Genomic DNA, 15,721 nt, shown 5'->3' on the forward strand with positions numbered 1-15,721 from the left:
TAGAACAATCGATGTTATTATAACACGTCTTTATGCCCTGTTACTCGCATTCCTCAATTTATCCGCAATTTGGTTCAATTTTCGCAATCTGTGGTTAACGCCGGACTTGCTCACCTTTTGGCCGGACAGCCGTTCCCCGAGCTCTTTCAAGCTCATGTCCGGATGGCGAAGCCTTAATTCTGCCACTTGCCGCAATCGGGGTGACAACTGGTCCAGTCCAATTTCCCGCTCGATGAGACGGATATTTTCCACTTGTCGCATTGCGGCGCTGATCGTTTTATTTAAATTGGCCGTTTCACAGTTGACGATCCGGTTGACAGAATTGCGCATGTCTTTCACGATCCGCACGTCTTCAAAGTGCAAGAGGGCCTGGTGGGCACCGATGAGATTGAGAAACTGTGTAATTTTCTCTCCCTCTTTGACGTAGACGATGTACCCGTTTTTGCGCTCAATCCACTTCGCGTTCAAGTCAAACCGATTACACAGATGCCGTAGGGCTTCGCTGTGCTCCCTGTACAACGCCGCCAGTTCGAGGTGGTAAGAACCGCTCTCCGGGCTGTTCACCGACCCTCCAGCTAAAAATGCCCCGCGCAAGTATGCGCGTGCGCAGCAGGTCGAGTGAACGAGGGACGGGTCAATGCCCGGCTTGTACTGACCATCCTCGCCTGCGATGCGTAAGCTTTTTAAAATGTCGCGCCCTCGCCCGGGAACGCGCACTAAGTACACGTTGTTTTTTTTCAGCCGCATTTTGCGCCGAACGAGAAGTTCGCTGTTGATGCCAAATAGTCGTTTGATCAAAAGGTAGATGCGCCTGGCGATGGCTGCATTCTCTGTTTGTACTTCCAGCGACACGCGGTGCCCCTGAATATTGAGGGTTCCGTTTATCCGGACGACAGCCGACAATTCTGCTCTGTTACAACAGTGCTTAGCCTCAATTTGCGTCAGCTCTTTTTTCGTCTTGGACGCAAACGACACAATGATCACTTCCTTCACATGCCTTTAAAACAGCCCAAGAACGTTACACTTGACTGCGGTGCTTTCGACTGATCAACTCCACAATGCGACGGCTCAACCGCCCTGTGTCATGCCGTACGTAAGTTTCGTACTGGAGAAAGTTGTCGGCGATCACATCGTATCCGTACTGTTTGATCCGATCTGAGTCCAGGCGCACGGCGACTGCCCCTTTTTTTTGATACTGCCTCGCCACTGGGTCGGGCGGCTCACAGTTGTTGGCTAGGACGCAGTGAAACAACCCGTCACCGACGTGATCGTGAATGGCTTTCAGGTGGTCACTCGCCGTGAAACCGTCCGTCTCTCCCGGTTGCGTCATCACATTGCAGACGAACATCTTAAGGGCATTAGACTTGCGAATGGCGTCTGCCATCCCGCTGACGAGCAAATTAGGTAAAATGCTCGTGTACAAACTCCCAGGGCCTATCACGATCGCATCCGCCTCTTCTATGGCACGGAGGGCTGCCTCAAGGGGTTTGGGACGCGGAGGGTCCAAAAATACGCGTTTAATCCGACTGCCCTGCAACGGAATAATCGACTCGCCGACGACAACCGACCCGTCAGCCATTTCGGCCTTCAGCACGACATCTTCTTCCGATGCCGGCAGCACTTGTCCGCGGACTGCCAGGACACGGCTCATTTCTTTGATCGCTGTGACAAAATCGCCTGTTATTTCCTTCATCGCAGCAAGAAATAGGTTCCCCAAATTGTGCCCGGCGAGCCCATCTCCGTTTTTGAACCGGTACTGTAACATCCGCTCCAACAGCGGCTCCGTATCGGCCAAGGCAACGAGCACATTGCGAATGTCCCCGGGCGGCGGAATTTTCAGTTCTGAACGCAGCCGTCCTGAACTTCCTCCGTCGTCGGCAACTGTCACGATGGCGGTCAAATGTAGCGGGTACTCTTTCAGGCCGCGGAGCATGACGGACAACCCCGTTCCCCGCCGATCGCGACTACTTTTGCCTCTTTTGCCAAGCTGGGTTGTGCAGTTTCCATGGAGCACCTCGTTATTATCGGTCTTTCTCCCAATCACGGTGATTTACTCTTGTGAACGCATGTTCTTCGAAGTGAGTCTTCAAGTATTCGGCGATGGCGACGGATCGGTGTTTGCCGCCGGTACAGCCGATTCCGACGACGAGTTGCGTTTTGCCCTCGCGATGATAGTGCGGTAAAAGAAAAGTGAGCAAATCGACCAATTTGTTCAAAAACTGTTTCGTTTCAGCCCACTTCAATACATATTCATACACTTCCGGTTCTTTACCTGTGAAAGGTTTTAGCGATTCCACATAGTGCGGATTCGGCAAAAAGCGAACGTCAAACAAGAGATCGGCATCGATCGGAACACCGTACTTAAAGCCAAAGGACATGAACGTCACGGTCAAGCGATTTTGCTCTTCGTTGGAAAATCTCGACACAATTTTCTCTTTCAGCTGGGCAGGGGTGAGCTGGCTCGTGTCGATAATCTGGTGAGCCCGTCCCTTCACTTCCTCCAGCATCCTGCGCTCTTGTTGAATGCCGCTCAACAGCGATCCTCTCATCGACAGCGGGTGTCGTCTCCGCGTTTCTTTGTATCGGCGCACCAGCGTTTGGTCACTGGCGTCCAAAAACAACACCTGGTAGTGTATGTGTGGGTGTTCAGCCAATCCGTCTAACGACTCGATCAGGGAATCAAAAAACTCCCGACCGCGCAAATCGACCACGACGGCAACTTTCCCCACCTTTCCTCCGGACTGTTCGATCAGTTCGGCAAACTTTGGAATAAGCTGAGCGGGCAAGTTGTCGACGATAAAAAAGCCTAAATCTTCCAAACTTTGGATGGCGACGGTCTTACCTGCACCTGACATGCCGGTAATAATCAGAAAATTAATCTCCCTTTCCACTTTGACGAACCACCCACCGATCAGTGTCACTTTATTCATCTTACCCTATCTCTGCTTAGGATGAAAGAGGGGATTGTGACATTTTGCACAAAAAAAGGAAGCACAAGGGGCGACCTGTGCTTCTGCATCCAATCTATATGAAAGGGGGTCTCTTACGTTCCCCACTATTATACATGAGCTTTATTGCGCCCATGTTACAGCAGAGTTAAAACTTCGTAACATCTAGTCTTTTTCGTCCGTCCGAAAGAAGGGGAGCCATACACCTTCATTCATGCGCCGAATGACACCACATACCGTTTCAATTTCCCGCACATGCCTTCCAATCGTCCCAGGGGAAACACTGTACTTCCGCGCTACCTCATGCTGGGTCACAGCCATGCCGTACATTTTTGCCACAAAGTACTCAAGGGCAGCAGCCCACCCTTCCGCTTTGCGAATGGACGGGACGTTCGGGTACGATTTGCGCAAAAACTCGAACCACAGCGATTGCACATCGTACTGTTGAATGATGTCATAGTCGCCCTTCATCGAGGTCAGAACTTTATCGAGAACCAATTGCCACGGGCGGCGCCATACTGGGAGTTCTTCCCGAAGGTCGGCCGTGTTGACAGACAGTTTCCGGCGGTTCAGCCAGACAGTGAAGGGGCCCTTCGCTTTCATTTGCCGCAAGACGAACAGCGCCACACGTTTTAAATCGTCGTCTTCGTCCTTTCGGAGCAGAAAATCGCGCAATGCACGCTCTGCATCTTCATCCCCTATATAGCCGATAGCCTGAATGACCTGCAGCTTTGTCTCCCGATCGCCGTGAACGAGAGCCCAGAAAAAGGCGGCGCGAATCACCGGATCGTGGCGCAGCTGATCGGGGATCAGTGACGGTTCTCTCTCCAGTTGGCGAAACTGTTCACCAAACGGGAGGCGATAGTGGTAGCCGATGACCGGGGGATTTTCACGCCATTCAGACAGTTGATTCAAGTAAAACGTCGGAACGCCCGACTCCCCGTCGATCCGTTCGGCCTGTTTCCAAAGGCGCTCGGCCTCATCCAGCCGCCCCGTGTTGAAGGCGGCGGTTGCCGCGTGGTGAAGCAGGGCGGCATCCGCGCCAGGTTCCCACCGCAACAAGCGCTGAAATGTGTTGTACGCCGCTTCGTGCTCCCCTAGCGTACCGAGAGTCGTGCCGAGTTTCAACACGTGCTCTCTTTGCAGCGGAAAACACTTCTTCAATCCCGCCAGTAAGTGACCCAGTTTTTCCGTTTCGCCCAAGCGGAAGAAAAACACGGCCAAATTGCACAGTGCGTGAAAATCGCCTGGATGTTCCTCCAACAGCTCGTATACTGTCTCCAAGGCTTGATCTATTTGACCGCAGTAGTAGTAAGCCAAAGCCAAATGGTTGCGAGCCGGCAGACAGTCCGGATATTGATGGACTAGTTCGCTCAACAGGCGCCGGGCCGCCGAAAACTGTCCGTTCTCCAAGAGCATTTGAGCCCGGTCCAGTTCCTCTTGCCATTCTGCGTAAGGAACGTCTTCAACCGTCAGCGGGCGACGCCCCAATTCAACTGCCAACATGTGTAACATTTCATCCGCTTCCTCTGCGAACTCACCTTCGGGGTCTGCCTGCAGGTAACGCAAAATATATTGTTCCGCCTCTTCAAAGCGTTCCATGTTCGCGGCGTTGTTCGCCATGTAAAAGTAACATTCGGCCAAATCAGGCGCAACCTTTTCGGTGACGTGACGCAACACTTCGTTTGACTCCTCGAATCGTCCCATCTCCGAAAGCACTCCGGCCAAGTTGCAGTAGTTCACCGGATTGTTCGGTTCTTTCTCCACTGCCAGCCGAAAGTATTTCAAAGCTTTTTCGTAGTGGTTTTTCTCCAGCGACTGAATGGCTCGCTCAAAAAAGAAGTTGGCATCCATGGATAGAGAGATGACATTGTTTACATGCTCCGGCATTGAGGGCTATCCTCCAGTGTCGACACACACATGTGCTGTCAGCGTATTAAATCCGTTCCTATGGCCAACAGTATATCACACCTTTTTCCGTCTAACTACCCGATCCTGTCCGAAAAAGCGTGCTGATGGAACCGCCAAACTGTACAATTTTGATCCCTTCGGCGATAAGGGGGGCGACTGACAAAACTTTAAACCGCGGCGAAAGGGTTTCAGGCACGGGCAATGTGTCCGTGATCACGAGCTGGCGAATCGCCGGGTGATCCAAGCGCTTCACGGCGTCCGCGGAAAAAACCGGGTGGGTCGCACAAACGTAGGCGTCACGAGCTCCTTTTTCCTTCAGTCCCTCCACCACGTTCACAATCGTCCCGCCTGTATCGATCATGTCCTCGATGATGATCGGCGTCCGACCTTCCACTTCCCCGATGATGTGTGTTACTTTCGCTTCGTTATGGGCTGGACGCCGTTTAATCATGATCGCAAAAGGAGCGTCGATCATCGTCGCCAGCTTTTCAGCCGTCTTGGCCCGTCCAGCATCCGGGGAGACGATGACAGGGTCGTCGATCCGCTGGGCCTCCAAGTACTCGGTAATGATGTCGAGGGCAGTCAAATGATCCACGGGAATGTTGAAGAACCCTTGAATAGCTGGAGCGTGTAAATCGAGGGTCACGACGCGGTTGATGCCGACAGTCGTCAACACGTCCGCCACCATTTTGGCCGAAATCGGTTCGCGGGGGGCGTCTTTCTTCTCCTGACGGGCGTACCCGTAATACGGTATGATAGCGTTTACTGTACGAGCCGATGCCCGGCGCGCCGCATCTGCCATCACCAAAAGTTCGACGAAATGTTCATTTACGGGGGGTGAAAAAGACTGCAGCAAGTACACGTCTCGATTACGGACACTTTCTTCGTAGTGAACGTAAATTTCACCGCTCTTAAATCGGCTGAGTTGAACGTTGCCCGGTTTGATTCCCAATACGCGTGCCACTTGACGGGTCAGCTTAGGATTGGAAGAACCGGCAAACAGTTTCATGCTCTCGTTTTTCACTATGTGTCGCCTCCGCTTTATCCTGTTCTTCCCCTTACTCGATTATAGCATGTCCGCCGCTCCTTCCTCACCGGTCCTTTTGACGATTCTGCAACTCCTTTAACACGTTGTCGAGCGGCAGTTTTTGTTCCTGCAACAACACGAGCAAGTGGAACAAGAGGTCAGCGACCTCGTGCTGCAATTCAGAAGCTGACCGGTTTTTCGCGGCGATGATCACTTCACTCGCCTCTTCCCCCACTTTCTTTAAAATTTTGTCCACGCCTTCTTCAAACAAATAGGTCGTGTAGGCCCCTTCCGGACGTTCCGCGTCCCTTTTGGCGATTAACGCTTCCAGGTCGCGTATGACCGCCAATCGATCCGATTGTGTTTGCGTTTTGTTCCCCTTTTCACTGAAGCAGGAAAAAGCTCCCGTGTGGCACGCGGGACCGTCTGGATTTACTTGGACGAGCAGCGCATCCCGGTCACAGTCGTAGGCGAGCGACACAACTTGCTGCGTATGTCCAGACGTGGCACCTTTGTGCCACAGTTCCTGACGCGAACGACTCCAGAACCACGTCTCCCCCGTCTCGACGGTGCGTTTCAGCGCTTCTTCGTTCATGTAAGCGAGGGTGAGGACGGTCTTGCTCTGGGCGTCTTGTACAATAACGGGGACGAGCCCGTTCTCATTGAACTGAATCCCGGATGTGTCAAACTGGGAGATTACCATCGCACCGGTACCCCTTCCTTCTGAAGATGTTCTTTCACTTCACGAATCGTCACTTCTTTGTAATGAAAAATGGATGCAGCCAGCGCGGCGTCCGCTTTCCCCACTGTGAAAACGTCGACGAAATGCTGGCTGTTGCCCGCCCCGCCGGAAGCGATGACCGGGATGTCTACAGCTGTCGCCAGTTCCTGCGTCAGTTCGAGGTCGTAACCGTTTTTGCGACCGTCTTGATCCATACTGGTCAACAATATTTCTCCCGCTCCGAGTTCCGCAACTTTTTTCGCCCACTCCCGAGCGAGGAGGCCCGTCGCTTTTCGCCCGCCGTGTGTGTAGACGTACCAGTCTTGTTGCGCCGGTTCGTACCGGGCATCGATGGCGACGACGATACACTGGCTGCCGAATGCCCGCGCACCTTCCTCAACCAGTTCTGGATTTAGTACAGCTGCCGTGTTGACGGATATTTTGTCCGCTCCGGCACGGAGTAAACGCTGCATGTCATCCGTGGATGAAATGCCGCCGCCGACGGTAAACGGAATCCGAACGCTTGCGGCAGTCTCGCGGACGACGTCGACCATCGTCTCCCGGCCTTCGTGGGAAGCGGAAATGTCCAAAAACACGAGTTCGTCCGCCCCCTCCCGGTCGTACACATCGGCCAGTTCCACCGGATCACCGGCGTCGCGCAAGTTGACAAACGACACCCCTTTGACGACACGGCCGTCTTTGACGTCCAGGCACGGAATTATGCGCTTTGTTAACATATCAGTCATCCTCCGAACGACCATTTAGCTGAGATAGCGTTACTGTCCTTTTCCAGTCCCCACAGGGAGAAACACGCCTTACGACGGAACACTGGAAACGGACGCTCCACGTGTCGCCGATGCGAGACAGACGCTTTAAGCAACCCGTTTCTCGCTGGCATCACGTGTGCATCAACTATTTCGCGTATCATCCCGTACGTTCGACGCAACTGCCCGGAGAGCGTCCTGCAACACGACGTCCCCCGTGTACAGGGCGCGGCCGACGACGGCGCCGGTAACGCCGTCGCCTTCGTGTTGAGCAAGCTGAACAATGTCCTCTAACCGGCTGACTCCCCCCGACGCAATCACATTAGCGCCGCTCGTCACAGCCAAGCGGCGAACGGCGTCGACGTTCGGACCGGACAGTGTTCCGTCCCGGGCAATGTCGGTAAAAATAAACGTTCTCGCTCCTACTTCCACAAGCTCTCTGGCCAGCACTTCGGCCTTCACCTCTGACGTCTCCAGCCAGCCGTGTGTGGCGACATATCCGTCTTTCGCATCGAGGCCAATGGCGATCCGCTCGCCGTAAGCGGCGAGGGCCTCTTTCACGAGCTCGACGTTTTCCACGGCCGCCGACCCGAGGATTAACCGCTCCACCCCTAACTGCAGCAGCTCCTCGATCCGCTCATGGCTGCGGATGCCGCCACCTACCTGCACCGGAATATTCACGGCCTGAACGATGGCTTGAATCGAGGGCATGTTCACGGGTTCCCCGGTCCGCGCGGCGTCCAAATCGACGAGGTGCAGCCACTCTGCGCCGCTCTCCTCCCAGCGCTGCGCCACTTCCACAGGGTCTTTTCCGTAAACTGTCTCCTGGTTGTAATCGCCTTGCCGCAAGCGGACGCACTGTCCTCCGCGCAAGTCAATGGCTGGGTACAACGTAAACACTACACCGTCTCCTTTTCACACATGCGTGCGAAATTTTGCAGCAGTTGTAAGCCGAGGTCTCCGCTTTTTTCCGGGTGAAACTGCATGCCGAACACTGAGTGGCGGCCAACTAAGGCCGCGATGTTCCCGCCGTAATCGGTCGTCGCCAGCAAGTCTTCCTGATTCGCCACTTCCGCGTAGTAGGAGTGGACAAAGTACACGTGTCCCTCATTCAACCCGTAAAACAGCGGGTGCGGTTGGACAAAGCGCAGTTCATTCCACCCTACGTGCGGAATTTTCACACCTTGCGGCAAACGGCGCACTGTGCCCGGCAACAAGTTGAGACCGCGGTGTAACCCGTTTTCCTCACTCTCCGTAAACAACAACTGCATGCCGAGGCAAATGCCCAGGAGGGGGGTGCCGCGTTTAGACAGCTCCCAAAGCGTTTCATCTAGACCAGCTTTGCGCAACTGCAACATCGCGTCGCCGAACGCACCAACTCCCGGCAGGATGACGCCGTCGCTGTCCAAAAGGTCCTGCGGGTCGGCACTGATCCGCGCGCTGAACTTCAGCCGCTCCAGCGCCTTCTGCACACTGTACAAATTTCCCCTGCCGTAATCGACGATTGTAATCACCCTAGAGCACCCCTTTTGACGACGGGACGCCTTTGACGCGGGGGTCGATCTCGACGGCTTCATCCAGCGCACGCCCTAACGCTTTAAACAACGCTTCGACCATGTGGTGTGTGTTCATGCCGTAATGCAACATGACGTGCAAATTGCACCGCGCCTCTAACGCCAGCTTCCAGAAAAATTCGTGCACGAGTTCCGTGTCGAATGTGCCTACGCGTTGGGCCGGCAGTTGGACGCGGTATTCCAAGTGAGGCCGGTTGCTCAAGTCGATAACGACTTGTCCGAGGGATTCGTCCATCGGGATCACCGCCTGGCCGTACCGGCGGATGCCCTTTTTGTCCCCCAGTGCTCGGTTGATCGCCTGTCCCAAGCAAATGGCGATATCTTCACTCGTGTGATGGTCGTCCACGTCCGTGTCACCGCGCGCCGCCACCGTCAGGTCGAAATGGCCGTGTTTGGCAAACAGGTCGAGCATGTGCGACAAGAACGGCACACCCGTATTCAACTCTGTTTTTCCGCGGCCGTCCAGTTTTAATGTCAGGTGAATATCTGTTTCACCGGTCTTGCGGCTAACGGTGGCCACCCGCTGTCTTTCACTGTCATTCATCGGATTCACCCTCTCTCCTGTCTAAGCGGATGCGAATCGCTTCCGCATGTCCCCCGAGTCCTTCACTTTCAGCCAGTGTGACGATGCGCTCGGCGTCGCGCTCCAACGCTTGGCGACTGTAGGCGATCAAGCTGGACCGCTTCACAAAGTCATCCACACTAAGGGGTGACGCAAAGCGGGCCGTTCCGTTCGTCGGCAAGATGTGATTCGGCCCCGCCCAGTAATCTCCTACCGGTTCCGGACTGTACGGCCCGATGAAAACCGCACCCGCATGTGTAATGCGCCCCAACACACCCCACGGGTCTTCCACCATCAATTCTAAATGCTCCGGTGCCAGGCGATTGACGACGTCAATGCCTTCGCCCAAACAGTCTGTAACGCAAATCGCTCCGTAGTCCCTCAGCGACTGGGCGGCAATGTCGGCACGGGACAAGCGCTGACACTGCCGCTTGAGTTCTTCTTCTACGGCGTCGGCCAATGCCGTCGACGTCGTCACCAGTACAGCTGAGGCAAGAGGGTCGTGTTCGGCTTGGGACAGAAGGTCCGCCGCGACGAATGCCGGATCTGCCGTTTCGTCCGCTAACACGACAATTTCACTCGGACCGGCGATCATATCGATGTCCACCAGTCCAAAAACAGACTGCTTCGCCAAAGCGACATAAATATTGCCGGGCCCGACAATTTTATCCACCCGCGGTATCGATTCCGTGCCGTAAGCGAGGGCCGCCACCGCTTGAGCCCCGCCCACCTTGTATATTTCTGTCACGCCGGCAATGTCGGCAGCCACCAAGATGGCAGGATGGACGGAACCGCCTTTTTCCGGCGGCGTCACCATGGTAATCCGTTCCACACCCGCCACCTTGGCCGGGATGGCGTTCATCAAGACAGAAGACGGGTAGGCCGCCCGTCCCCCAGGGACGTAAATGCCGACAGACGCGAGGGGAAGATAGCGCTGTCCGAGAATCGTTCCGTCGTCTTTGGCCTCCCACCAGGACGTTCGCCTTTGCCGTTCGTGAAACACCCGGATCCGCTCCGCTGCCCCGCGGAGAGCTGTCACGAATTCCTCAGACGTCTCCGCGTAGGCCCGCTTCACTTCCTCCCCTTGGACGCGTAACCGATCGCGATCCAACGCCACACCGTCGAAGGTTTCCGTCCATCGGAACAGTGCAGCATCGCCTTCGTGCTTGACTGTGTGCAATATGTGGGTGACACGCTCCCGCTGTTCGGGTGTCCCAACTTCGGTTTGCCGCCGCGTGTCCAGCGTGTCACTTGTCAACCGCCGTATCATATTGCTCGCTCCCCTCTACGACCTCTCTCACTTGCCGGCACAACTGGTCGATCCTTTCGGCCTTCATCCGGTAACTGGCCCGGTTGGCGATGAGACGCGACGTGATGGTCGTGATCGTCTCCTCTTCGACTAAGCCGTTTTCCTTCAGCGTCCGTCCCGTAGAGACAATGTCCACAATTCTCTCCGCCAACCCGATGAGCGGGGCCAGCTCCACCGAACCGTTCAGCTTAATGACTTCCACCTGCTGGCCCTGCCCGCGGAAATAGCGGGAAGCTGTGCGGGGGTATTTCGTCGCCACGCGGGAAAACGGATCACCTAAAGTGTGCGGAGGGCCGGCGACACACATGCGACATTGTCCAATAGACAGATCCAACAATTCGTACACGTTGCGCTCTTCTTCCATCAACACATCTTTGCCGACGATGCCGATGTCCGCGACACCGTATTCCACGTACGTCGGCACGTCCGTCGGTTTGGCCAAGAAAAAGGTGAAACCCGCCTCCTCAAGCGGGATAATCAGCTTCCGCGACGACTCAGAGAAGTCGGCGGGAAGCGGAATGCCGGCTGAGCGGAAAAGTTCGACCGTCTCACTGAAGATACGCCCTTTCGGCATCGCCACTGTCAACATTTGCTGCTTGTCACTCATCCGTCTCCCCCCGATCCGCCCTCCACACAAACCACCTCGTCGTACCGTTCACTCAGCTTTTCGACATCCGCCTTTTCCAGCTCTGACCCCACTTGCATGGTCACCCGACGGCCTTTCTGCCGCCATTTCCTCGCTGAACGCAACGCCTCGAACCTCTCGGAAGGGTCGTACACGATGAGCACGTGCTCCTTCTGATCCTCGGTCAAAGGGCTTACGTCCAGCACGCGATCCACCTTCAACTGAAAGCCGACGGCTGCTGCGGACCGGCCGAACCGGGCGAGCAGCGCGTCGTACCGGCCACCACTTAACAAGGGAAAGCCGTGGTCCTCTGCGTACCCTTCAAAGTATATTCCCGTATAGTAGTTCATCTTGCCAATCATGCTCAGATCTAACGTGACAAACGGGGTCACACCGTAAACGTCCAGCGCCTCCCACACTTTGCGCAAATGATCGAGGGCCTCTCGTTCCTCGACCGATGCCGCTTCAGCCATCCTCTCCTGTAACAGCGCCTTTCCGCCCCGCCACGCGAGGAGCTCGTTGAGCCGCCGCTTGGCATCGCCGCCGAGAGACAACTGTGCCACCGCTTCGCGATAACCGACATAGTCGTAGTCGTTCAAATAGCTTTTGAGCTGTTCAATCGCCTTGTCGTCCCCAATACAATGTCGCAGAAAGGCGTTTAAAAAACCGACATGCCCGATGGCCAACTGAAACGGTTCGACTGAACAGACCTTCAAACTCTCGATGGCCAGGGCCAGCATTTCCGCGTCGCCGTCGGGAGATGCGTCTCCGATCAACTCCACACCCATCTGTTTGAATTCCGCGCTCCGTCCCGCTTCGTTCTCCTGGGCTCGAAATATGTGGGCGCAGTAAGACAGGCGCAAGGGCAGCGGTTCGTGGCGCAACACCGAAGCGACGACACGCGCAATCGGCGTGGTCATATCCGGGCGCAGGACGAGGGTGTTGCCGTGTTTGTCCAACAGTTTAAACTGTTTATGATTCAACGTGGAGCTCGCTCCACCGACCGTCTCGTCATACTCCAGTGTCGGAGTCATCACTTCATCGTAGCCCCATAGCCCAAACAAGCGGCCGACGCGCTCCTCAATCAAGCGCAGTTTGCGCACGGCTTCGGGCAAGTAATCGCGCATACCCACGGGCTTTTCAAAACCTCGTGGCTCATCCGCTGCATGGCCGGGATGCGATGTGTGGCTCAAACGCCTCATCCAATTGCCTCCAAACTCACAAACACTTTAGTGTGGTAGCAAACTAAAGCGCCTTATCGTTGCCAGTTATCTTACCACGCGTCCCTTTTTCCGTCAATACAATGAACCCAGCTAAGCGCAAGTTGCGATGCTCTTAAAAACCGATCATACCAGGCATTGAACATTGCAAAACAAGACTATCCCTTTTTAAGGTCAAGATACGTCTTCATCTTTTTTTCAAATGTAAAGGCGATTGACGGTAAGATCGGTTTATGGGATTCTAATTTTAAAGTTCTTCAATAAAGGGGCAAAGTCCTTTTTTTGAGCTTCAAATTCCTCACGCTTCAGAGGCGATTTTCATGCAAAATGCTCAAAAAAAAAAGAGGGGGGCGTGACACAACGCCTAACGGCTAATTTTCAACTCAACTCTTAGCTCGCTGGTCACAATGGTGGTTCCCTTCTCGTGAGCGATATAAAGGAGGTCCTAGCTTGAGTTCGAAAAAGGTTGCGATCTTGGGAAGTAGCGGCGGGAATTTGTATACCCTCGGTGGAAAAGATCCAATGAAACTTCTGCAAGAAATACACGCCCAGTGTGTTGCGGCGAATGTTGGCATTGCTGCCGTGCAATTCATTGGTGCGAAGGCCTCGATGGACACGGTCCAGGAGACGACACCGGCGGAGTTATACGTATGGGATTCGTCGACACAAACAGCCCGTGTGGCGTTTTCTGGAACACTTCGAGAAGTGAACGAACAGGCCGTGCACATCGACAACGAAGTCGCTCAACAAATTGACGCCGGCCACATTGACGGCATTATCTTAATGAGTGCCGATCCAAACGGTACGAATAAAGAAGCGATTGCCGCAGCGATTAGAAAGCGCATCCCGATTGTTGGGACAGGCGGTACCTCTATGGCGATAACCAGTTCTAAAGGCGGTCATGTCATCGCCGCGTCGGGGACGACGGGAACGACGAACCGGACGCGCGCTGTTTCGTTCCTCAGTTCACTGGCGAAATATTGGGGGATGAGTTATCGGCCGGCGATTGGTCACTCGAAGGAGACCGTGGCAGACAACCCTCTAAAACGGATTCAATTTAGAGGGATCATGTTAGCTGCCTTACCGGGCTTTATTTCTCTCGCCATTATTCTCGCTCTTAGTAAAATCCCCATCCTGTCAAGCCTAAGTGACGTTTTTGATATCCTAATAAAAGCGTTGCCAGTTATACTAGCTGCCATAGCCGCTAGACAAATATCCGGATTAGACGAAATTGCCATAGTTGCAGGCATTGTCTCGGGTGTGTTATCTGTTGATGGCGGGATCATTGGCGGGATGATCGCGGGAATCCTCGCGGGAATTCTTGTCAGTTTCCTTTTTCAAAAGTGTGTTAGCTGGAATTTCCCGACAACGACCGTTAACATTGTCGCCGGTGGACTATCCGGACTCATGGCCGGCTCGTTTGTTTACTTTCTCATCGCACCGTTGGCGTTGGAAGCCGGAAATTTAATTCGGCAAGCCATTGAATCGACGATTGCTTTAAGTCCGATTTTGGCTGGTCTTGTAGCCGGACTCCTTATTTGGCCGGCCATTCTTGGCGGCGTTTATCATGCAGCTATTTTACCTATTGTGCTCTTGGAAATGGAAAAATCAGGAAATAGCTTTCTCGGCGCTGTAGATATGACGGGTCTCGTCATGGTATCGGCTGGAATAACTTTGGCCAACGTTATCTTACCCCGCAAGAGGGGAGAAGCGACACTCGCAACACCCGGATTTTTAATCAATATGGGGTTTGGGACGTTTGTCGAGGCGGCCTATCCATTTATGTTCTCTAACAAAATGGTTTTTGCCGGAGCGATAGGATCGGCTGGATTGGCCGGTTTACTTGTCGGACTTTTTGAAGTAAGGGGAACGGCTTATGTGCCATCCCTCGTATCTCCCTTTTTGTCCAACAATGTGACCGGACTCACGATGGCCATGGCAGGCGGCTTTGTCAGTTCATTTGTGATTACACTCATTGCAAACAAATTGAGTAAGAAAAAAGACAGTACCACAATGAAGGGGGACTGACGAATGTTTAAAGGAGACATGGAGAGAAAACGTAAAATTGCCATCGAAATAAAGCGTGGTAAGCAATGGAAGAATATAATGGACAAACGATATGAAGTGCTGGCATAACCGGAGATGATGTAAAAATCGCAAAAGCGGTTGTCGACGCTGGTGTACAAATGTCGGAGCCTCATCACCCGACAGTTGCCCTTTCCCGCTGACATCAGGAAGTGACAACGATACACGGTGGGAACACGTCAGGCATACGACTTGATTTAGTAGAGGACGTGTAGCAGCCTCCAATCCGCTATGGAAGCATCTCTCTCGACGCAGTAAACGCGTCGCCAGAAGAAACACGATTACTGCCAATGGAGCCGTTTTCGTCCATTCGCCGCGCGTCATGAAGAACCGTCGTTCAAACCGTTCGACACCATATTAAATCCTGCCATTTTTTAAGACCGTGGATGATCCTCCACATACCGGACAAACTTCGCCGGATTGCCGGCGACGAACGCGTTCGGTTCCACGTCTTTCGTCACAATGGAACCGGCGGCGACAACGGCGTTGTCGCCGATTCTCACTCCTGGCAAAATCGTACAGTTGGCCCCGATCATGACGTTAGAACCGATCTCTACCGCCCCGAGTCGGTACTCGTGCAGTAAGTATTCGTGAGCTAAAATCGTCGTATTGTAGCCGATAATGGTGTTGTCGCCGATTTTAATTTTTTCCGGAAAAAAGATATCCATCATCACCATAAAAGCGACAGCCGTCTGCTGTCCCACTTCCATTCCCAAAAACGAGCGGTACATGGCGTTCTTAAGCCTTAGACTCGGACAGTAGCGGGCCAACTGGATGACGATGACGTTTTTGAACACTTTCCAAAAAGGGACAGTGCGGTACATTTGCCACAATGAATTGCTGCCGCTTACAGGATACCGCGTTGTACGGCGCATCGGAGCCCCCCTATCTCAAATACGTCTGCCGTTCTAGGGTCATCCTGCACAATCATCCGTCTGCCCTCCGACCACCGGGCAAAAGATGATGGCGGCTGGG

Annotated in this window: 15 protein-coding genes; 1 reads left to right on the top strand and 14 read right to left on the bottom strand. The window is 54.0% G+C overall.

From position 1 onward, the window contains the following. Window positions 1–30: 30 nt before the first annotated feature. The 13 genes from whiA to B0W44_RS16140 form a co-directional block, all read right to left on the bottom strand. Entirely contained in the window at window positions 31–975 is a 945-nt protein-coding gene (whiA, locus tag B0W44_RS16080; protein WP_077720896.1) for a DNA-binding protein WhiA, read from the bottom strand. Between the two features lie 43 nt (window positions 976–1,018). Beyond that, window positions 1,019–2,044: a gluconeogenesis factor YvcK family protein gene (locus B0W44_RS16085; RefSeq protein ID WP_228441273.1), complete on the bottom strand. Its 1,026-nt coding sequence runs from the start codon at window positions 2,042–2,044 to the stop codon at window positions 1,019–1,021. Further along, entirely contained in the window at window positions 2,022–2,930 is a 909-nt protein-coding gene (gene rapZ, locus B0W44_RS16090; protein WP_077720898.1) for an RNase adapter RapZ, read from the bottom strand. Before rapZ ends, B0W44_RS16085 begins: the two co-directional genes overlap by 23 nt. A gap of 183 nt (window positions 2,931–3,113) precedes the next feature. Further along, window positions 3,114–4,838, bottom strand: coding sequence for a DUF6584 family protein (locus B0W44_RS16095; RefSeq protein ID WP_077720899.1), 1,725 nt, complete (start codon window positions 4,836–4,838; stop codon window positions 3,114–3,116). Window positions 4,839–4,929: 91 nt separating this feature from the next. Next, window positions 4,930–5,883 (bottom strand): ribose-phosphate diphosphokinase, encoded by a 954-nt coding sequence (locus B0W44_RS16100; protein WP_077720900.1) that lies wholly within the window; start codon window positions 5,881–5,883, stop codon window positions 4,930–4,932. Between the two features lie 67 nt (window positions 5,884–5,950). After that, the gene (gene hisIE / locus B0W44_RS16105) at window positions 5,951–6,589 is read right to left on the bottom strand and encodes a bifunctional phosphoribosyl-AMP cyclohydrolase/phosphoribosyl-ATP diphosphatase HisIE (RefSeq protein WP_077720901.1); all 639 of its coding nucleotides are present in this window, start codon (window positions 6,587–6,589) and stop codon (window positions 5,951–5,953) included. Continuing rightward, window positions 6,583–7,344: an imidazole glycerol phosphate synthase subunit HisF gene (gene hisF, locus B0W44_RS16110; RefSeq protein ID WP_077720902.1), complete on the bottom strand. Its 762-nt coding sequence runs from the start codon at window positions 7,342–7,344 to the stop codon at window positions 6,583–6,585. Before hisF ends, hisIE begins: the two co-directional genes overlap by 7 nt. A gap of 171 nt (window positions 7,345–7,515) precedes the next feature. Further along, window positions 7,516–8,271 (bottom strand): 1-(5-phosphoribosyl)-5-[(5-phosphoribosylamino)methylideneamino]imidazole-4-carboxamide isomerase, encoded by a 756-nt coding sequence (gene hisA / locus B0W44_RS16115; protein WP_077720903.1) that lies wholly within the window; start codon window positions 8,269–8,271, stop codon window positions 7,516–7,518. After that, a complete protein-coding gene (gene hisH, locus B0W44_RS16120) occupies window positions 8,271–8,885 on the bottom strand; it encodes an imidazole glycerol phosphate synthase subunit HisH (RefSeq protein WP_228441277.1) in 615 nt (204 codons plus the stop codon). Before hisH ends, hisA begins: the two co-directional genes overlap by 1 nt. Window position 8,886: 1 nt before the next feature. Next, entirely contained in the window at window positions 8,887–9,489 is a 603-nt protein-coding gene (hisB, locus tag B0W44_RS16125; RefSeq protein WP_077720905.1) for an imidazoleglycerol-phosphate dehydratase HisB, read from the bottom strand. Then, complete coding sequence (gene hisD, locus B0W44_RS16130; RefSeq protein WP_077720906.1) at window positions 9,482–10,777, bottom strand: histidinol dehydrogenase; 1,296 nt, start codon at window positions 10,775–10,777, stop codon at window positions 9,482–9,484. Before hisD ends, hisB begins: the two co-directional genes overlap by 8 nt. After that, window positions 10,755–11,423 carry an ATP phosphoribosyltransferase gene (gene hisG, locus B0W44_RS16135; protein WP_077720907.1) on the bottom strand — a complete coding sequence of 223 codons (669 nt, stop codon included), beginning with the start codon at window positions 11,421–11,423 and terminating at the stop codon, window positions 10,755–10,757. The genes hisD and hisG overlap by 23 nt, the downstream gene beginning before the upstream one ends. Next, the gene (locus B0W44_RS16140; protein WP_077720908.1) at window positions 11,420–12,643 is read right to left on the bottom strand and encodes an ATP phosphoribosyltransferase regulatory subunit; all 1,224 of its coding nucleotides are present in this window, start codon (window positions 12,641–12,643) and stop codon (window positions 11,420–11,422) included. Before B0W44_RS16140 ends, hisG begins: the two co-directional genes overlap by 4 nt. 468 nt (window positions 12,644–13,111) lie before the next feature. Between B0W44_RS16140 and B0W44_RS16145 the strand changes: the two genes are divergently transcribed. Continuing rightward, window positions 13,112–14,689, top strand: coding sequence for a PTS sugar transporter (locus tag B0W44_RS16145; RefSeq protein ID WP_077720909.1), 1,578 nt, complete (start codon window positions 13,112–13,114; stop codon window positions 14,687–14,689). Between the two features lie 431 nt (window positions 14,690–15,120). On the opposite strand, the gene B0W44_RS16150 is transcribed toward B0W44_RS16145, so the two are convergent. After that, complete coding sequence (locus B0W44_RS16150) at window positions 15,121–15,621, bottom strand: acyltransferase (protein WP_077720910.1); 501 nt, start codon at window positions 15,619–15,621, stop codon at window positions 15,121–15,123. Between the last annotated feature and the right edge of the window lie 100 nt (window positions 15,622–15,721).

This window comes from Novibacillus thermophilus (genome assembly GCF_002005165.1).
Lineage (GTDB): Bacteria > Bacillota > Bacilli > Thermoactinomycetales > Novibacillaceae > Novibacillus > Novibacillus thermophilus.